Raw genomic sequence first — 17446 nt, 5'->3', positions numbered from 1 at the left:
TCGAACATGGACGACGCGGACCTCACCCACCTGGAAGCCCATCAGCCTACCGTCACCCTGCTTACCGGCAACGAGCTTCTGGGATTGTTTTTCAAGCATTTTCTCGGTGAGCAGGCCCAGCTGGACGTATCGCTTAACCGACTCGAAGAAGTTTCCAGAGGCGCCAGCGATCTTTATCTGGTCGACGCGGGCAGCAGCCAGACCGAACAACTTTCGACACTTATCGACCAGCTCGATGAGCAGACCCCCGTGGCGCTGGTGAACATCGCGGCGGAACAGGCCGAACAGCTCGTCGACAAGCACCCCGGCATTCGTGGTGTGTTTTACAGCCACGCCACGCGTGAACACCTGCTCGATGGCATCCAGGTACTGCTCGATGGCGGCGACTGGCTACCGCGGGTCCTGACCGAGCGCCTGCTCAGCCAGTGGCGCCGAATGCGCCAGATGGCCGGTAGCAAACCGTCACTGACCCTGCGCGAGCGCGAGATTCTCAGCCTGGCGGGCAAAGGCCTGTCCAATGCCGAGATTGCCGAACAGCTGTGCCTGAGCCCGCATACCATCAAGAGCCATATTCACAATCTGTTGCGCAAGATTGGCGCCTCCAACCGTGCCGAGGCGGCATTCCTGCTACGTGGCCGGCTGGACTGGTCCGAGTCATGTCACGCCTGACACTCGGCCTGCTGCTCCTCTGCCTGCTCGGCCCGTTGCAGGCAGAGGAGCAGCAATCGGCTCAAGCCAGGAGCGAGGCGGAACTGAGCGGGTTGATCATCGACAACACCATCTCCCGCTTCGGCCATGACTTTCACCGGTATCTGAGTTTCCAGCTGCAGGACGCCGAAGAGCTGGAAAATGACCTGGTCGTTCGCGAGCGCCCCTCGGCGCGCTGGGGCAGCCTGGTCTGGGTGGAATATGGGCCGCGCACCGTCTATCGCCGATTTCTACAGCCGAACATGACCGAAATCGAGGCGATCGCTGAGGACGCCGCGCGAGTGATCCTCGAGGACATCAGCCGTAGCAAGCTGCAAAACCTGCTGCAGGACACCTTCGACATGGATCGGGACGAGCTTTGAGGGATTAATCCGCACCGCACGTCACCGTGGATCCTTTTTGCACCGTTCGATGGATGTTCAGCCCCGCTCCGCCAATCAAGAATCCGAGCACTATTTCGAGGTGCCTGCATGGAACGTCTAGCGCTTTTTCGTCGCGGCTTGTTTGCCGCCCTCCTGCTGTCTGCCAATATCCCCGTTCATGCCGCCGATCTGATGGACAACGCCGATTTGGCCGTCGGTTCGTTGAGCCTGAGCAACCCGGCGGCGCTTGGCCCGCAGCTGGTCGATGGCCAGACCGCGCATGTGCTGCAGCAAGGTAGCGACAACCTGGCCGATCTCAACCAGCTCGGCGAGAACCAGCTGTCCAGCATCGTTCAGCAAGGCAGCGACCAGCAGGCCTTCATTCTCCAGCAGGGCGAAAACCAGCTCGCCACCATCCTTCAGATCGGCCAAGGCAACATGGCTGACATCAGCCAGATCGGCAGCGACAACCAGGCCGCGATCGCCCAGGTGGGCTCCGACAACAATGCCAGCATCGAACAGCTCGGTAGCGGCCTGAGCAGTAGCGTCATTCAATACGGAAGCGGGCAGCGCGTTCAGATCGTCCAACACTGATGGCTAATAACAATTGAAAGGAAGCAACATGCGCCACTTGCACCCCATTGCGCTTGCCGTGTTGCTTGCGGCCACCAGCAACCTCTACGCGGACAACAGCGCCGAGCTCGAACAGATCGGCGATACCAACAGCGCCACTGTCGATCAGACCGGGCTGCTCAACCAGGCCGTCATCAGCCAGCACGGCAACGATAACGACGCCAGCATCTACCAGGGTGATATCGCCGAGTCGAACCAGGCGGGTATCGAACAGCTCGGCAACGGCAACAGCGCCTCGATCTACCAGGCACTCGACAGTCATTTCTCCACCGCAAGCGTCTATCAGCAGGGCAACGGCAACCGCGCCGAAGTCGAGCAGACCTGGCGAGTCAACGAGCTACAGATCAGCAGCATTGGCAATGACAACTACGTCTCGGCGACCCAGACCGGTTTCGCCAATGCGCAGACCAGCCAGATCGGCAATGGCAACTCGCTCAGCTTCGTTCAGAACGGCTCGTTCCACGGCTCGTCGCTGGCCGTCTATCAGGTCGGTGATGAGAACCTCGCCAATATCCAGCAGGACGATGGCAATGGCCTGCAGCTGATACAGACCGGCACGCTCAACGTTGCGCAGGTCCAGCAGCTGGGCTATTTCAATGAACTCGACTTCAGCCAGAGCGGTGATGACAACCTGCTCACCGTCGAGCAGAGCGGCCGAGGGCACAGCATCCAGGGCTCATCCGCAGGCAGCGGTAACCGCATCGATATCGTTCAGGCCTACGAAGGCAACGAAGCTGCGGTACTGCAGAACGGCACGGACAACCTCGCTTCGATCAACCAGATCACTGCCTACAGCCAGGCGGCGATTTCGCAGCTGGGCGCGTCGAACCAGGCCTTCATCATGCAGAGCGCCGAAGGCGTGAGCGCGATCATCCAGCAGGCCGGCAACGGCAACATGGCGACGATCAACCAGCAGTAGTCACCGGGGCGGCAAAAACAGATAGGGCATCGTTATGTTGAGCGCCGCACTGGCGACCTGGATATTGGCAGCCGCACCCTCCCCGGTCGACGCACTACTTGAGTTGACCCCCGATGGCACCGGTCGCGTCAGCTTGCGGCTGTGCTTCACCAGCCAGCAGCCCCACCAGCTGCGCTATCAATTGGAAGTGACGTCCACCGGTTCCGCCGGGACCAACCGTTCGCGACAGGCAGGCGAGCTGGTCAGCGGCAGCAACCGTCAGTGCCCGCTGAGCAATCGAGTCAGCCTTTCCGAAGATGGTCGACTGGAGGCGGTGTTGAACTGGTCGATCGATGGCCAGCCGCAAGCGCCGATACAGCGCAGCTACCCGACGACGGCACCTGCCAGCCCGCAACCGCAATCAACGCCGCCCGGCGAGCCTGCGCAAGCAACCGAACGATTGATGGCCTCCGCTCACAGCCACCGTCCTGACCGGCCGACGACTCTTCAGACACGTGACAGCCTTAGCGGCTCGTTGCGCGTAATCCGGCGACTTATTTCGATCCCCTTCAACTCGACAAGCTTGTCGAACTTCCAGCCAATGAAAACCAGCAGTATCGCCGGTGCAGCGGATACAGACGAAAGATGCGGTTGATGATCGCGCTTGAGCACGTCGGTGCCGAACTCACATCCGCCGTATGCGAGAACCAAGCCGTACGAAGCGTTCCGTTGCTTTGCAAACAGCGCAGCTCATTGGCGGTCGGCACGGGGTGGACGAGCCTCGGGTTTGTCCGTACGGTCTAGGCTTCCTGTCGAATCCGGACGCCGAGGTTTTCTTGCCACGTTGGTGCCATCCCTCGAACCTCCTTCGCGCAGCTGTCGCTTTAGGCATCGCCGCCCTGCTCGCGCTCGGGCTGGCGGCGTATCTCGAACGCAACACCTTTGCCCGTTTCGACAGCCTGAAGGGTCCGCAGAGCCACAGCCAGATAGCAGCCGATACGAGAACCGACTGGCGCATATACAAGAACGGTGAGACCTCGCGGCTGGCGATCTTGCTGACCGACGAAGACTCCGCCTGGCTCGGGCTCGCGCATGGTTTGAGGAGCATTGGCGTGCCGTTCACCATCACTCGGGACGCGGCGGCGGCCACCCGACACAAAGTGGTGCTCGCCTACCCGACCATCTCGGGACGCATGCTCGACAAACAGGCACTGGTCGCGCTGCGCCAGCACGTAACACGCGGCGGCACGCTGATCGCCACTCAGGTCCTCGGTGGTGGCATGCAGGATGTGTTCGGTTTCGACGCGGTAAGCGAATCACGCAGCCACCACCGTATCGATTTCGACGCCGCCGCATCGGCCACGGAGGCCATCACTGGGCTGGCTGAACCATCCGCACGAGCGGTCGGTGCTGCTTGGCAACCCGGATAACCCCGACAGCTGGATCGGTACTCAGGTTTACCAAGACGCCGAGACAGTCCTGGCGCGCTTTGACGACGGCTCGCCAGCGCTGATTCGGCGTCAGGATGCGCGCGGTGGCTCGGCCTATGCGCTGGGCTTCGACCTTGGTTTCTTCATCATGCGCGCGCACGGCGACCGCAACGACCAGGGCTATCGCAGCTATGCCAATCACTACGAACCCTCCGTAGACGTCTGGCTGCGCTGGCTCCGTGAGCTGTACCACCAGCACGAGCCGCTGGCCGTCACTCTGGACACGGTGCCCGAAGGCAAGCCGCTCGCAGCCGTGGTGACGTTCGACGTCGACTTCGTTCAATCGATGGAGCATCTGTTGGTCTATCGAGACCTGCTCAAGCGCCTGCAGGTACCCGCGACCTTCTTCATCCAGACCAAGTACTACCGCGACTTTCAGGATGAAGGTTTCTTCAACGACAGAACGCTTGAGGCGATCGCTGAGCTGCAGCGCGCCGGTATGGAGATCGCCAGCCATTCGGTCAGCCACTCCGACATGTACGCCGCGGTTTCCCTCGGCGATGGACGCGAAACCTATCCGGACTACCAGCCGAGGGTGAAGGCCGAGGGCGACACCCGAAACGCCAGCGTGCTGGGCGAACTGCGCGTCAGCAAATTTCTGCTCGAACAATTGAGCGATTCCGAGGTGGTCTCGTTTCGCCCCGGTTACCTGGCCACGCCGCCGAGCCTGCCGCAGGCGATGGAAGCGTCGGGGTATCGCTTCGGTTCGTCCGCGACGGCCGGCAACGTGACGACGCACCTGCCCTACCGCAGCAACCACGACCGACTGTATGGGCGTGAGACGTCGGTCTACGAATTTCCGATCGCGGTGGAAGATGAACTCCCGCCAGTGATGGACCAGCGCACCGACGATGCCGTTGCGCTGGCGCACCAGCTTGCCGCCTATGGCGGCAGCTTCGTCATCCTTGTGCACCCCAACGAGACCGAGCACAAATATCGCTTCCTGGAAAACGTCGTCCCGCGCCTGCAGCCCTTCGCCTGGTTCGGCACCCTGGCGCAGCTGGGTGGTTGGTGGGCCGCGCGTGATCAGCTGGGCATCGACGTCGCCCGGGAGAAGTCTGCCACGGTCATCAGCCTGACCAGCGCCGAGCCAATCGACAATATCAGCATGCGATTGCCGGCAGGCCTGAGCGTCAGCGGCCCGACGCCGACCGCTGAACTGCTCGAGGGCAATCGCCTGCTGATCAAGCATCTGCCTGCCGGGACGACACGGATCCGTCTGCAATGACCGGCGCTCTCTGACGAGCATCGCCATCCATCGTCTGCTCGGAACCTGCAACGGGCCTATGGCTTCTACCGAGCCAACCCATCGTTGCTGCTACCGAGGAGATCCCATGCGCATTTCCCTGAAACCCTTGCATGACCAAGTCATCGTAATCACGGGCGCGTCGAGTGGCATCGGCCTGGCCACGGCCCGCATGGCCGTCGAAAAAGGCGCTCGCGTGGTACTGGTGGCACGCAACGAACTCGCCCTGGCGGATATCCAGCGCGACCTGAACGCGGGCGATCGGGTCCTGCATGTGATGGCTGATGTCGGTGAACGCGAGCAGCTCGAACACGTCGCCCGGCAGACCATCGAACATTTCGGCGGCTTCGATACCTGGATCAATAATGCCGGCAGTTCGGTCTGGGGGCGCTTCGACGAGGTCAGCGATGAAGACCACTACCAAGTCATGCAAACCAATTTCTGGGGCACGCACTACGGGTCGTCCATCGCCGTGAAACATCTGCGCGAAAAAGGCGGAGCGTTGATCAACATCGGCAGCGTGGAGTCCGCCAATGCCTTGCCGTTTCATGCCAGCTACAGCGCAAGCAAGCACGCGATCAAGGCCATGACCGACGTGCTGCGCGTCGAGCTGCAGAAGTCCCGTACGCCCGTGTCGGTAACCCTGGTACGCCCGTCCTCCACGGACACGCAGTTCATGGACCACTCCAAGAATTACCTGCCCAGCGCACCGGTGTTTCCGCCGCCGGTCTACGCGCCGGAAGTCGTCGCACAGGCGATTCTCCATGCGGCTGAGCATCCGCAGCGCGACGTCTATATCGGCAACGCCAAGTTGCTGTCAAAGCTGGCGCAGAATGCCCCGCGCCTGGCCGACTGGATCAACCGCACCTTTGTCTACGATGCCATCCAGAGCGGACGCCCGGACCGGCACCCTCGCGGCGCACTCCACGCCAGTGATGTCGGCAGCGCCGGCGACGGCAAGGCCAGCGGCGATTATCCAGGAATGGTGCTGACGCGCAGCCTCTACACCCGTGCCACGCAACATCCCGTCGCCACAACGGTGGCCGTGGCGGTGGGCGCAGCGGCGTTGGGCGCCTTGCTGGGACGCCGCGGGCGTTAGCGGGTCAACGGCGCAGCCCTCGCTGCGCTGTCTTGGCCAGTCGTTCAGCTCAGGTTCAGCCAGGGTTCAGGCGTCGTTCAGCGGGTCGCAGGCAGGATGCAGACGTGACTTTTCCACGCCTGCAAAGGAGCGACACATGAACAAGCTGCACACCCTCGCCATCGCCGCCGGCTTGAGCCTCTTCACCCTGGGCGCCCATGCCGCCGAGAACTTCGCCGGTCTCACCTGGGGCAAGAGCACGGTCAATATCGACCGCTCCAGCACCCTGAAGCAGAACATGGGCCAAGACCGCTTCGATGACATCATCAAGAACAGCGGCACCTGGGGTATCCGTGCCGGTCAGATGACCGATGAGGCGCGCTACTATGCCACCTACGAAAACGTCTCCGACGACTACGGCAGCGCACTCAAACTGCGTCAGCAGAACCTGATCGGCAGCTACGACATGTTCCTGCCGGTCGGTGATACCACCCGCCTCTTCGGCGGCGCCAGCGCCGGTCTGACCAAGCTTGAGAACGAATCCAGCGGCTACAGCCGTGACAGCGACATCGGCTACCTGGTTGGCTTGCAGGCCGGCGTTCTGCAGGAGCTCGGCAACAACGCGTCGATCGAAGCCGGCTACCGTTACCTGCGCAGCAACGCCGGTACCGAGGTGTCCGAGCGCGGCGTCGGCAAGGTTGGTTCGATCGACGTACACAGCAGCAAGCAGGCCTATCTGGGCGTGAATTATCACTTCTAAGCTTGCTTCAACAGGACCACGGCCGGGATCGTCCCGGCCGTTTGCATGATAGGAGCCGCAAATGAAAGTGCTGGTGGTGGAAGACGAGGCGCTGTTGCGCCACCACCTGTTGACTCGCCTGAGCGAAAGCGGTCACGTGGTCGATGCGGTGGCCAATGCCGAGGAGGCGCTCTACCAGACGCGCGAATTCAATCATGACCTGGCGGTGGTCGATCTCGGCCTGCCGGGTATCAGCGGCCTGGACCTGATCCGTCAGCTGCGCAGCAATGGCGAACGCTTTCCCATCCTCATCCTGACTGCGCGCGGCAACTGGCAGGATAAGGTCGAGGGGCTCGCAGCCGGCGCTGACGACTATGTCGTCAAGCCGTTCCAGTTCGAGGAGTTAGAGGCGCGGCTCAATGCACTATTGCGTCGTTCGTCCGGCTTCACCCAAGCCAGCATCGAGGCCGGGCCGCTGAAACTCGACCTCAACCGCAAGCAGGCCTTGGTCAATGACGAACCACTCGCATTGACCGCCTTCGAATACCGCATCCTCGAGTACCTGATGCGCCACCAACAGCAGGTGGTGGCCAAGGAACGCCTGATGGAACAGCTGTACCCCGACGACAACGAGCGCGATGCCAATGTCATCGAGGTGCTGGTCGGCCGCCTGCGGCGCAAGCTGGAAGCCCAGGGCGGGCTGAAGCCGATCGATACCGTTCGCGGCCTGGGCTATCTCTTCACCGAGCGCTGCCGATGAGCCTGCGGTGGCGCCGCTGGCTGGTTGAGCTGCGAGCCTCACGCAACGGCAGTCTTTCGCTGCGCCTGCGCCTCATGCTGGGCGCGACCTGTCTGGCTATTCTTTTCATGCTCGCCCTGCTGCCGGTGCTGCAAGCCGCGTTCAGCCTCGCCTTCGAGCGCGTCATAGAAGAGCGGTTGGCCGCTGATGCCAACACGCTGATTACCGCATCGCGCATCGAAGAAGGCCAGCTGATCATGCCGGATCGGCTACCGGACGAGGAATTCGATCTGCCGGATGCCAAGCTCCTCGGCTATATCTACGACCCGCAGGGCAAGCGGCTCTGGCAGTCGCGGTCGGCCGAGGATGAAACCATCGATTACCGGCCGCGGCTGCACGGCGACGTCACTGAATTCCAGCGAATTCGTGATATCGAGGGCGTGGAGTATTTCGTCTACGACGTCGAACTGCGCCTGACCAACGACGACCAGCGCCAGGCATTCAGCTTCGTCACCATGCAACCCACCAGCGAATACCGCAGCCTTTTCGAGGAATTTCGCCAACAGCTCTATCTGTGGCTTGGCGGAGGATTGCTCGTCCTGCTGACCTTGCTGTGGCTAGGCCTGACGTGGGGCTTTCGTTCGCTGAAGCGCCTCAGTCACGAGCTGGATCAGGTCGAGGCTGGCCGGCTTGACCGGCTCAGCGATCAGCATCCCCGTGAACTGCTGCGTTTGACGCGTTCGCTGAACCGTCTGCTCGACGGTGAGCGGCGCCAGCGCGAACAGTACCGCAACTCCCTCGGTGACCTGGCTCACAGCCTGAAGACGCCGCTGACCGTGCTGCAAAGCGTTGGGGAGGTGATGAGCGCGCAGCCGGACAACCGCGAGCAGGCCCGCGTCATGCGTGCACAGATCGAACGCATGAGCCAGCAGATCGGCTATCAACTGCAACGGGCGAGCCTGGGCCAGAGCGGGCTGGTGCGCCACCGGGTAGCGTTGCAACCGCTGCTGGTACGCCTGTGCAGCACGCTCGACAAGGTCTATCAGGACAAGCGCGTGCGGGTCGACCTTGAGATTCCGCTGAACGCCACCCTGCCGCTGGAGCAAGGCGCTCTCATGGAGCTGCTGGGCAATCTGCTGGAAAACGCCTATCGACTCTGCCTGCATCAGGTGCGCATCACCCTGCAGGAAGACGCCGAGCACCTGATGCTGAGCATCGAGGATGACGGACCCGGCGTTCCGGTCGACCAGCGCGCACGCATCCTGCGTCGCGGCGAGCGGCTGGACGCGCAGCACCCTGGCCAGGGCATTGGCCTCGCGGTGGCAAAAGACATTCTCGACAGCTACGGCGGTGAGCTCAGGCTCGATGATTCCAGCCTCGGCGGCGCTGCGTTCCGGTTGTGCCTGCCGCTCGGTTGAGTCGACGGAGAGCGCTGCTGATGGATATCCGCTCGCGGTAGCGGCTGATACAGTTCCGGTTTTTGAAGCACAACGGATTCATCGAATGTCACTGGACGACAACAAACGGCTGGTCCGTAAACACATCGACCTGACCTGGAACCGCGGGCATCTGGCCCTTGCCGAGCAGCTTCATAGCAAGGACTTCCTCTACAAGAGTTCTTTCGTTGGCCACTCCCTGGCCAGCGACGAGTTCGCCCGCATGGTCACCCAGATCCGTACCGCCATGCCCGAACTCGAAGTGGTGATCGAGGAGTGCGTCGCCGAGGGTGACAAGGTGGTCACTTGGAGCACCCTGATCGGCACCATCGAGAATCCGGCGCTCGGCTACCCACCGAGCGACAAGGTGCTGAGCATTTCGGCCATGGCGTTTTGGACGCTGACATCGAGCGGACAGATTCGTGAAATCTGCACCATGTTCGACATGGAAAGCTTTCGCTCCCAACTCGGACTGGCGACCCGCACCTACGCTGAAAAAGCGTTGCCCTGACGGCGTAATCTGGTGATACAGGCGCATGGACTGTCCGCAGCAGTCATCGCCTCGGTTTTGTGGTCCATTGAGCTTGCACCCCCGGAAAGGCTGGTTGAATGCTCCGTCCGCTGTTGCTCAGAACTCTGGTTTGCCTCGTCGTACTTGCACTGCTGGCGTCCGCCATCGACCCGCATGACCGCACCACATGGCTGTTGGAGGTTCTTCCCGCAGCCATTCTCCTACCCGCGCTGATCTACAACCATCGGCGGTTTCCGCTCTCGACCCTGCTTTATCTGTTATTGGCCGTTCAAGCGCTGGGGCTCATCGCCGGGGGCCACTACAGCTTCGCCCGCGTGCCCATGGGGTTCTGGTTGCAGGACTGGCTTGATCTCAGTCGTAACCCTTACGACCGGCTCGGGCATATCCTTCAAGGCATCGTGCCGGCACTGATCGCACGGGAGCTGCTGGTGCGCAAAGGCCTCGTTCTTGGTAGGCATCTGCTTCCGTTTGTGTGCGTATGCATGGCAATGACGCTGAGTGCCGTCTACGAGTTGGTGGAATGGGCAGCTGCCCTTGCGCTCGGCCAGGGCGCGGAAGAGTTTCTAGGCATGCAGGGGGATGAATGGGACACCCAAGCCGACATGTTCTGCGCCCTGCTCGGCAGCCTGACCGCGATGACGCTTCTGGTGCGCGTTCACGACCGCAGCATGGCCGCAATTGACCAACCTCGCCCAAACCGGACAATCGCACGCAGTGAAACGATTAGCTAGCCGGCTGGTTTGTTAACGATCCGAATCGTTCGGATATTGCTGTGGTGAACTCTCATGACCACCAGCCAAACCACAGCAAGGCCGCCAGTAGCCAGGCGCTCATGGCAAGTGCTCCGGTATTCCACAACCGGTTCCAGCGCCGCTCCCGTTTACGCCAGCGCGAGGCAACCAGGCGCACAGTCGGCACGGCCATTGGCGGCCGTAGTACCAGCCGTTTGAGTCGCAGCGAGAGCGATAGCGCCGGGTTGGGGAGCGTGGCCAGGCGCGCCGGCACCCTCCAGACACGCTTCAAGGCCACGCCAGCCACACCCAAAGCCAGTAGCAACGGCCACAGCGCGGCCCAAATACCGCCCGGATACAAGCCATGCAGCATGGGCTCACGCAGGGCGGGCCAGAACCATGGCAGCAGCAGCGAGGAGCTGCTGAGCAGTGCCCAAGGCAACAGCTGAGGTAACGGTGGGCGGCACGCCGGCGCGTCGCGCGCATCCCGGCGTAACAGCCACACGGCGCGAAGCAGCAGCAAGGCGGTGGTCAGGCTGCTCAAGGTCAACCAGACCAGCCATCCGCTGAAGTCGCCGGCGCTCCAGCCCTCTTTCAACGCCGTCTTGACCGCCCCGCCGCTGGTCAACGGCAAACCGATGATCGCCAGCGCCGGTATTGTCAGCAGCAGCCAGCCGATACGCGGCAGGCGTCCGGCATGGATCAAACCTGCAGAAAGAAACAGCGCCCCTTTGGCCAGGCCGTGATGCACGCCGTAGAGCATCAGCACGACCGTTAGCGCCTGCGTTTGCTGCGGATGCCGCCAGGCCAGTGCCACGACCATTAGCAAATAGCCCATCTGACTGACCGAAGAATAAGCCAGCGCCGCCTTGGCCCTGCCGCTGGTCAGCCCCAGCAGCGCTGAATAGAGGGCGCCGAAAATGCCAATGCCGAGCAGCACGTCCGCCCAGTTCGCCAGCAGCGGATCGCCTTCCGGCATGCAGCGCCAGAGGCCGAGAAAACCGGCCTTGAGCATCGCCCCGGAGAGCACCGCGCTGGCGGGCGCTGGTGCCACTGGGTGCGCCAGTGGCAACCACACGTGCAGCGGCCAGAAGCCGGCTTTCAGGCCGAGGCCGATCAGCAATAACAGCAGCGTCAGGCCGTCCATGGGCAGCGACTGCCAGGCGGCGAAGGCGAACTCGCCGCCGGCGGCATGGCTGCGCAGCATCAGCGCAGCCAGCAACGCCATCTCGCCACAGATCGCCAGTTGCAGATACAGGCGCCCGGCGCGGCGCGGACCCGGGCCCTGCTGATGCACGATCAGCCCGTAGGCGGCGAGGCTCATGGCGCTGAAGCCTAGGTAGAAGCTCAGCGCATCGGTGGCGATGATCAGCAATAGATTGCCGGACAGCGCCAGCGACCAGAACGTCCAGAAACGCCTGCGTTTGGGATCGTCCCGCTGACTGCTACTGGCGAACACCCCGGCGCAACCCCAGAGTAACGCGGTAAAGCCCAGCCAGGCGCGGCTCAACTCATCGGCCACGCCCCAACGCACACCTTCCCAGAGCATTGGCAGCTCCAGGACAGGCATTGGCCAAACCACCATGCCCAGCGCCGGCACGCAGCCGAGCCAGAGCCAGCCCGCTATGCGTTCGCGGAACACCGACAGCGAGCCGGCCAGCAAGGGCGCCAGCGGAACGAGGAGCCACAGCCAGCTCATATTTCAAACTCCCGGGCGACGATCAGCTGCGCCCAGCCCAGCGGGCTCAATCCGGTACCAGCCAGCAAACCGACCAGCACCGCCAGTAGTGCGGTGAACAGCGCCGGTAGCAACAACATCCAGTGCGTCTCCCAGCGCTCCTCGCGCCAGTTGTCCTCATGCCAGTCGGCCGGCTCGGCGAACCAGCCGCGCCACAGCAACGGCAGGAAGTAGGCCGCATTGAGCAAGGCCGACCCCATCAGGACCAGCAGCACCCAGTCCTGGCCAACCTCGAGCGCGCCCATGCCCAGCGCCCATTTGCTGACGAAGCCGGCGATGGGTGGAATGCCGATCATGCCCAGCGCACCGATGCTGAATGCAGTCATGGTCAGGGGCATGCGCTTGCCGACGCCGTCCATTTCGCGAATCCGGTGAATGCCCAGCGTTTCGGCGAAGTTGCCCGCGCAATAGAACAGCGTGACCTTCATCAGCCCCTGATGCACCAGATGCACCAGCCCGCCAACCGCGGCGATCGGCCCGAGCAAGGCAACCCCAAGGGTGACGTAGGACACCTGACTGATGGTGGAGTAGGCCAGGCGTTTCTTAAGTTCCTGCTGCTGTAGTGCGCGCACGGAACCATAGAGAATGGTGGCCGCGGCCAGCCAGAGCAGTGGTCCGGCGATGTCCAGCAGCCGCATCGCTTCCGCACCGTATACGTCATAGACCACGCGGATGATGCCGAACGCGCCGGCCTTGACCACCGCTACCGCATGCAACAACGCACTGACCGGCGCCGGCGCCACCATCGCCTTGGGCAGCCAGCCGTGCAGCGGAATCAGCGCCGCTTTGACCCCAAGGCCAGCGATGAGCAAGACGAACGCCACACGCAGTGCCAAATTCTGCTCACCGACCTGTTCCAGCAGGTAGCCGCCGGGCTGGAAATCCGGCCCGCCTGCCAGGCCGTGCAGCAGCGCCACCCCCATCAGCACCAGCGCTCCGCCGCCTACGGTATAGGCTAAATAGACGCGTCCGGCCCGCAGCGCTTCAGGCGTGCCACGATGCACCACCAACGGAAAGGTCGCCAGGGTGAGCATCTCGTAGAACAGCAGGAAGCTGACCAGATTGCCCGCCAGGGCCAACCCCACGGTAGCGCTGACGCAGAGGCTGAAGTAGCCGAAGAAGCGCGAGCGCAGCGGCGAGTTTTCCAGATAGCCGATGGCATAGACAGTCGTCGCCATCCACAGCACCGAAGACAGCGCGACGAACAGCAGCGACAGCGCATCGCCCTGCAGCACCAAAGGCGCGCCGGGCAAGAACGGCAGGCTGAAGCGGAACTCCAGGCCGCGGCTGACGCCGTAGATCATTGCCCCCACCAACAGCAGCTTGACGCCCACGCCCAGCAGGTTAAGCACCACACGGGTGCGCTGCTGTTCCTCGCGCAAGATGAAGATGAGCAACCCCGGCAGCATCGAGCTGAGCACGATGGCTAACGGCAACCAACTGGTCCAGGTCATCGCTCCACCCCGCCAAGCCAGAGCAGCAGCGGTTCGCTGATCAACGCCAGGCTCAAGGCCAGCAGCGCCGGCAGCATCGCCAGCCACTGCGCGAGGCGGTCCGGTACGACGCTGGGCGGATTCGGTCGGGCGCGGTCGAAGCCCAGCGCCACTACGCGAAATACGTAGGCGGCGGACATCAGCGTGCCGAGCAGCACGCCGAAGGCCCAGGGCCAATGCTGTGGCTGCTCGAACAGCGGTTGCAGCAACAGCCATTTGGCGAGAAAGCCGCCACTGGGCGGCAAACCGATCAGGCTGCCGCCGGCCACCGCGAAGGCTGCCATCGCCACCGGCATGTTTTGGCTGGCGCCTTTCAATGCACGCACCCGGCGCGTGCCGAGCACCCGAAGCAGCTCGCCAGCAGAGAGAAACATCGACACCTTGGCCAGGCCGTGCGCAAGGATGAACAGCCACAACGCGGCGGTCATGCGCGGTTCCTGCCAGTGCAGCAGCAGACCCAGTGCCAGCAACGCATAACCCAGTTGCGCGACCGTCGAATAGGCCACCAGCATCTTCAAACGCGGCGCCCGCAAAGCCGACCAGCCACCGGATAGCAACGCCAGGATGCCCGCTACAGCGAACAGCAAGCCGGCATGGCGCCCCAGTTCGGGCGGCGCAATTTGGGTCCAGACCAGCCAGAGAATGTAGATCGGTCCCTTGACCACCAACGCCGAGAGCAAGGCGCTGACCGCCGTCGGCGCGCCGGAGTGCGCGGGCGGCAACCACAGATGCAGCGGCCACAGCGCCGCTTTCAACATCAATCCGACACTCATCAACAGCAGCGCTAGCCGGGTGCTGGCATCCGCTTCGGCCAGTTCCGCCAGCAGCAGGATATCGAGCACACCGTAGCGGCCATACAACAGCGCGACGCCGAACAGATAGGCAAGCGACCCGGCCAGCGAAAGCATCAGGTAGTTGAACGCCGGGCGGTAAGCCTTGCGCCCGGCCAGCGCCACCAGCGCAACCGCCGTGAGGCTGAGCAGTTCGAGCGTGACGTAGAGGTTGAACAGATCCCCCGACAGCCACAAGGCGACCAGCGCGGCGTGCAGCAGGCAGGACAAGGGCCAGTAGTCCTCATTGCCGATGGCGTGCGCGCTACGCGCGGCGTAAAGCGCCACCAGCAGGTGCAGCCCGGCGGTGAAGACCATCAGCAAGGCGGTAAGCGGCGTGAGCTGGAAGCGGATCGCCAGCGGGGTGTCCCAGCCGCCAATGTTCAGCAGCTGCGGTCCCAACTGCATGACGTGATGTAGGGCTGCAGCCGCGGCGAGCAAGCTGGCGAAGGTGATTGCAATCACCCACAGCCCCTTACGCCGCGGCTGTATCCCCAGCAGAAGCAGGCCACCCAGCAGCGGCAGGGTCAGACTCACCAGTGCCAGAGCGAGTGCCGGCGTCATCGGCGCTGCTCCCGGTCGTCCTGCACCGCACCCGCCAACCGCAAGGCCAGGGCCGTGGCGCTGACCGCCACCACCAGGCCGGTGACCACCAGCGCCACCAGCACCGGGTCGCTCGGCTGAATGCGCGTCGCCAGGGCGATCATCACCAGAAACACACCGCTGCCCATCAGATTGAACGCGATGACCCGCCGCAACGCCTGGCGCAGCGTCAGCAGCCCGTGCAGCCCGAGTAACCAGAGCGCGGCGCCTACACCCATCCAGAACAGTGCGCTGTTCATGACGATTCCTCGCCTTCGCCAATGACCAACAGGCTCAGACTGGCGGCGATCGACAGGGTGGCCACGGCTTCGATCAGCAGGATGATGAGCTTGGCCGAATCGTCCGGGTAGTTCAGCCAGCCATCGCCCAGCCAGGCGGTGGCGATGGCTACGCCGATGAACAGCAACAATCCGCCCAGCACCAGCAGCCGCAGCGGAGCGAACGACCAGCGCAACCTCGGCAGCAGAGCCGACAGGCGCAGCAGCACCACGCCCGCAGCGAGCAGCGAACCCGCTTGGAAGGCCCCGCCCGGCGAGCTGGCGCCGCGCCAGAGGATGTAGCCCGCCGCCAGCACCAGCAATGGTGCCAGCACCCGTGCCCAGGCACGCAACAGTGGCCAGGGTTCGGCCAGATCGAGGCGGCGCGGGCCGAGCTGTCGTGCACCGAGCAGCGCCAGCAGCAGCACGGCCAGTTCGAGCAGCGTGTCCCAGGCCCGCACGTTCAGCAGCACCGCCGTCACCGGATGGCTGACACCGGTGCGCGGCATCACCCGGTCAAGCTCATCGGGCAGCGTTGATGTGCCTTCGGCCAGCGGAGCGATGCCTTGCAGCAGCATGAACAGCAACGGCAACACCACCACCGCTGCCGCCAGTCGCTGACGGATCGGGGTTATGTCCGGCAATTCCTGGCGACCCGGCTCACGCGCCAGCGCGGCAAACAGCAACACGCCGGTCAGCCCGGCGCCGATGGCGGCCTCGGCCAGCGCGAGATCCGCCGCGCCCAAGCGTGCCCAGATCACCGCCATCACCATGCCGAAGGCAACGAACAGCAGCACGCTGGCGTAGAGGTTGCGCCCGTGCAGCGCGCCCAGCGCGAGTGCAAGCAACAGCAGACCCAGCGTGCCGTCGAACAGCCAGTCAGTCATCGTCCGGATCCTCGCTCGCCTGGCGTGCCAGCAGCTGGCAGGCGGTGGCGCTGGAGGCCATTAGCAGTAGCCAGATCAGCAGCATCTGTCCCACTTCGAGCAGACTCTCGGCGCGGACCGACAAGCCGGCGACCACCAGTCCGAGTCCCAGGGTATCGGCCTTGGTCAGGGCGTGCAGCCGGCTGACCGCGTCGGGAAAGCGCAGCAGGCCGATGCTGCCGGCGGCAAAGAAAAGCAGGCCGGCGAGCAGCAGCAACCAACTCAAGCCGTTGAGAAGTAGGTCAATCATGGTGGCTTTGCCGCAGCAGTTGCACCAACGCGGCACTGGCAACCGCCGCCAGCAAACCCAGCAGCAGCGCCACATCACGCAGCGCGGGCTGTTCCTGCCACTGCGCCATGACCAGCAGCAAAGCCGTGCCGGCGGTGCCGAACAGCTGGATCGCAAGGAGCCGGTCCACCCGCTTCGGGCCCAGCACGACGCGCACCAGACCGACGCCGATGGTCAGCAGCAACAGCGCCGAGTACACCGCCATCAATGCTCGTCCCTCGCGGGGAGCAACTGGGTCAGACGCGCTTCCAGCTCGATCAGCGTCGCTTCCCACGGCTGCCGCTCGTCCAGCACGTGCATACGCATGCAGTCGCCATCGATCCGCGACGCCAGCGTGCCCGGCAGCAGCCCGACCATTGCCGACAGCAACAGCCGTATCTGCGGCGACTCGCAGCGCAGCGGGTAATCGACCCACGCCGGCTGCAGCGACCGCCCTGGATGCAGCGCGCGCAGCGCCACGTCCCAGGCACCCAGCGTCATGTGTTTGAGGACGAACCAGACGAAGCCCGGCAGGCTTACCAGCGAGGGTTGCCAGGACCGCAGACCCAGCCAGAACGACAGCCCTGCAGCAAGCAGTACGCTTGGCACACCCAGGGCCCAACCGCTGCCTCCAGCAAACATCGCCCAGACCGCGGCATAGAGCAGCACCCAACCCAGTCCATCGATCCAGCGGCGGTGCGATCCGGTTTCTCTGCTCACAAGGTCTCCTTTCGGCTGA

At 63.6% G+C, this 17446-nt stretch carries 21 protein-coding genes; 13 read left to right on the top strand and 8 right to left on the bottom strand.

The genetic code is table 11. The features are described from left to right. The first annotated feature begins 84 nt into the window (after window positions 1–84). The 13 genes from NA647_RS04375 to NA647_RS04315 all read left to right on the top strand — a co-directional run bounded on the left by NA647_RS04375 (window position 85) and on the right by NA647_RS04315 (window position 10592). The gene (locus tag NA647_RS04375) at window positions 85–669 is read left to right on the top strand and encodes a helix-turn-helix transcriptional regulator (protein WP_256056778.1); all 585 of its coding nucleotides are present in this window, start codon (window positions 85–87) and stop codon (window positions 667–669) included. Beyond that, window positions 657–1070 carry a CsgE family curli-type amyloid fiber assembly protein gene (locus tag NA647_RS04370; RefSeq protein WP_256047652.1) on the top strand — a complete coding sequence of 138 codons (414 nt, stop codon included), beginning with the start codon at window positions 657–659 and terminating at the stop codon, window positions 1068–1070. Before NA647_RS04375 ends, NA647_RS04370 begins: the two co-directional genes overlap by 13 nt. A gap of 108 nt (window positions 1071–1178) precedes the next feature. After that, window positions 1179–1664 (top strand): curli production assembly protein CsgB, encoded by a 486-nt coding sequence (locus tag NA647_RS04365; RefSeq protein ID WP_256047651.1) that lies wholly within the window; start codon window positions 1179–1181, stop codon window positions 1662–1664. Between the two features lie 28 nt (window positions 1665–1692). Next, window positions 1693–2622, top strand: a complete 930-nt coding sequence (locus NA647_RS04360; protein WP_256056578.1) for a hypothetical protein — start codon at window positions 1693–1695, stop codon at window positions 2620–2622. 34 nt (window positions 2623–2656) lie between these two features. Further along, entirely contained in the window at window positions 2657–3256 is a 600-nt protein-coding gene (csgH, locus tag NA647_RS04355; protein WP_256056577.1) for a curli-like amyloid fiber formation chaperone CsgH, read from the top strand. Between the two features lie 181 nt (window positions 3257–3437). Then, complete coding sequence (locus tag NA647_RS04350) at window positions 3438–4031, top strand: hypothetical protein (protein WP_256056576.1); 594 nt, start codon at window positions 3438–3440, stop codon at window positions 4029–4031. Then, the gene (locus NA647_RS04345) at window positions 4009–5319 is read left to right on the top strand and encodes a polysaccharide deacetylase family protein (protein WP_256056575.1); all 1311 of its coding nucleotides are present in this window, start codon (window positions 4009–4011) and stop codon (window positions 5317–5319) included. The genes NA647_RS04350 and NA647_RS04345 overlap by 23 nt, the downstream gene beginning before the upstream one ends. Before the next feature lie 106 nt (window positions 5320–5425). Next, entirely contained in the window at window positions 5426–6436 is a 1011-nt protein-coding gene (locus NA647_RS04340; RefSeq protein WP_256056574.1) for an SDR family oxidoreductase, read from the top strand. A 136-nt stretch (window positions 6437–6572) separates the two neighbouring features. Beyond that, window positions 6573–7175, top strand: coding sequence for a hypothetical protein (locus NA647_RS04335; protein WP_256056573.1), 603 nt, complete (start codon window positions 6573–6575; stop codon window positions 7173–7175). Between the two features lie 61 nt (window positions 7176–7236). Beyond that, entirely contained in the window at window positions 7237–7914 is a 678-nt protein-coding gene (locus tag NA647_RS04330; protein WP_256056572.1) for a response regulator, read from the top strand. Beyond that, on the top strand, window positions 7911–9311 hold the full coding sequence (locus tag NA647_RS04325) for an ATP-binding protein (protein ID WP_256056571.1): 1401 nt from the start codon (window positions 7911–7913) through the stop codon (window positions 9309–9311). Before NA647_RS04330 ends, NA647_RS04325 begins: the two co-directional genes overlap by 4 nt. An 85-nt stretch (window positions 9312–9396) precedes the next feature. Continuing rightward, the gene (locus tag NA647_RS04320; RefSeq protein WP_256056569.1) at window positions 9397–9840 is read left to right on the top strand and encodes a ketosteroid isomerase-related protein; all 444 of its coding nucleotides are present in this window, start codon (window positions 9397–9399) and stop codon (window positions 9838–9840) included. Between the two features lie 98 nt (window positions 9841–9938). Then, window positions 9939–10592, top strand: a complete 654-nt coding sequence (locus NA647_RS04315) for a DUF2238 domain-containing protein (RefSeq protein ID WP_256056567.1) — start codon at window positions 9939–9941, stop codon at window positions 10590–10592. Between the two features lie 52 nt (window positions 10593–10644). Here NA647_RS04315 and NA647_RS04310 read toward each other — a convergent pair whose 3' ends face one another. From NA647_RS04310 to NA647_RS04275, 8 genes are read right to left on the bottom strand one after another with little or no spacing between them, the layout of a single operon-like run. Next, window positions 10645–12291 (bottom strand): complex I subunit 5 family protein, encoded by a 1647-nt coding sequence (locus NA647_RS04310; protein ID WP_256056566.1) that lies wholly within the window; start codon window positions 12289–12291, stop codon window positions 10645–10647. Beyond that, complete coding sequence (locus NA647_RS04305; protein ID WP_256056565.1) at window positions 12288–13784, bottom strand: complex I subunit 5 family protein; 1497 nt, start codon at window positions 13782–13784, stop codon at window positions 12288–12290. The genes NA647_RS04310 and NA647_RS04305 overlap by 4 nt, the downstream gene beginning before the upstream one ends. After that, complete coding sequence (locus tag NA647_RS04300) at window positions 13781–15217, bottom strand: complex I subunit 5 family protein (RefSeq protein WP_256056564.1); 1437 nt, start codon at window positions 15215–15217, stop codon at window positions 13781–13783. The genes NA647_RS04305 and NA647_RS04300 overlap by 4 nt, the downstream gene beginning before the upstream one ends. Continuing rightward, complete coding sequence (locus tag NA647_RS04295) at window positions 15214–15495, bottom strand: NADH-quinone oxidoreductase subunit K (protein WP_256056563.1); 282 nt, start codon at window positions 15493–15495, stop codon at window positions 15214–15216. The genes NA647_RS04300 and NA647_RS04295 overlap by 4 nt, the downstream gene beginning before the upstream one ends. Then, the gene (locus tag NA647_RS04290; RefSeq protein ID WP_256056562.1) at window positions 15492–16400 is read right to left on the bottom strand and encodes a hydrogenase subunit MbhD domain-containing protein; all 909 of its coding nucleotides are present in this window, start codon (window positions 16398–16400) and stop codon (window positions 15492–15494) included. The genes NA647_RS04295 and NA647_RS04290 overlap by 4 nt, the downstream gene beginning before the upstream one ends. After that, a complete protein-coding gene (locus tag NA647_RS04285) occupies window positions 16393–16686 on the bottom strand; it encodes a cation:proton antiporter (RefSeq protein WP_423836458.1) in 294 nt (97 codons plus the stop codon). The genes NA647_RS04290 and NA647_RS04285 overlap by 8 nt, the downstream gene beginning before the upstream one ends. Beyond that, window positions 16682–16933 carry a monovalent cation/H+ antiporter complex subunit F gene (locus NA647_RS04280; protein ID WP_256056777.1) on the bottom strand — a complete coding sequence of 84 codons (252 nt, stop codon included), beginning with the start codon at window positions 16931–16933 and terminating at the stop codon, window positions 16682–16684. Before NA647_RS04280 ends, NA647_RS04285 begins: the two co-directional genes overlap by 5 nt. Beyond that, window positions 16933–17427 (bottom strand): Na+/H+ antiporter subunit E, encoded by a 495-nt coding sequence (locus NA647_RS04275; protein ID WP_256056560.1) that lies wholly within the window; start codon window positions 17425–17427, stop codon window positions 16933–16935. Before NA647_RS04275 ends, NA647_RS04280 begins: the two co-directional genes overlap by 1 nt. Window positions 17428–17446 lie beyond the last annotated feature (19 nt).

The sequence above is a fragment of the Stutzerimonas stutzeri genome, from assembly GCF_024448985.1.
GTDB lineage: Bacteria > Pseudomonadota > Gammaproteobacteria > Pseudomonadales > Pseudomonadaceae > Stutzerimonas > Stutzerimonas stutzeri_AP.
The sequence above is the reverse complement of the archived record's forward strand: the minus strand, read 5'-3'. Positions and strand labels throughout refer to the sequence as shown.

Excerpts from the sequence above, each read along its gene's own strand:
- NA647_RS04320 (WP_256056569.1), top strand. The coding sequence starts at position 9,397 with ATGTCACTGGACGACAACAAACGGCTGGTCCGTAAACACATCGACCTG.
- NA647_RS04290 (WP_256056562.1), bottom strand. The coding sequence starts at position 16,400 with ATGACTGACTGGCTGTTCGACGGCACGCTGGGTCTGCTGTTGCTTGCA.
- NA647_RS04365 (WP_256047651.1), top strand. The coding sequence starts at position 1,179 with ATGGAACGTCTAGCGCTTTTTCGTCGCGGCTTGTTTGCCGCCCTCCTG.
- NA647_RS04305 (WP_256056565.1), bottom strand. The coding sequence starts at position 13,784 with ATGACCTGGACCAGTTGGTTGCCGTTAGCCATCGTGCTCAGCTCGATG.
- NA647_RS04340 (WP_256056574.1), top strand. The coding sequence starts at position 5,426 with ATGCGCATTTCCCTGAAACCCTTGCATGACCAAGTCATCGTAATCACG.
- csgH (WP_256056577.1), top strand. The coding sequence starts at position 2,657 with ATGTTGAGCGCCGCACTGGCGACCTGGATATTGGCAGCCGCACCCTCC.
- NA647_RS04300 (WP_256056564.1), bottom strand. The coding sequence starts at position 15,217 with ATGACGCCGGCACTCGCTCTGGCACTGGTGAGTCTGACCCTGCCGCTG.
- NA647_RS04280 (WP_256056777.1), bottom strand. The coding sequence starts at position 16,933 with ATGGCGGTGTACTCGGCGCTGTTGCTGCTGACCATCGGCGTCGGTCTG.
- NA647_RS04370 (WP_256047652.1), top strand. The coding sequence starts at position 657 with ATGTCACGCCTGACACTCGGCCTGCTGCTCCTCTGCCTGCTCGGCCCG.
- NA647_RS04325 (WP_256056571.1), top strand. The coding sequence starts at position 7,911 with ATGAGCCTGCGGTGGCGCCGCTGGCTGGTTGAGCTGCGAGCCTCACGC.
- NA647_RS04335 (WP_256056573.1), top strand. The coding sequence starts at position 6,573 with ATGAACAAGCTGCACACCCTCGCCATCGCCGCCGGCTTGAGCCTCTTC.
- NA647_RS04310 (WP_256056566.1), bottom strand. The coding sequence starts at position 12,291 with ATGAGCTGGCTGTGGCTCCTCGTTCCGCTGGCGCCCTTGCTGGCCGGC.
- NA647_RS04315 (WP_256056567.1), top strand. The coding sequence starts at position 9,939 with ATGCTCCGTCCGCTGTTGCTCAGAACTCTGGTTTGCCTCGTCGTACTT.
- NA647_RS04360 (WP_256056578.1), top strand. The coding sequence starts at position 1,693 with ATGCGCCACTTGCACCCCATTGCGCTTGCCGTGTTGCTTGCGGCCACC.
- NA647_RS04295 (WP_256056563.1), bottom strand. The coding sequence starts at position 15,495 with ATGAACAGCGCACTGTTCTGGATGGGTGTAGGCGCCGCGCTCTGGTTA.
- NA647_RS04330 (WP_256056572.1), top strand. The coding sequence starts at position 7,237 with ATGAAAGTGCTGGTGGTGGAAGACGAGGCGCTGTTGCGCCACCACCTG.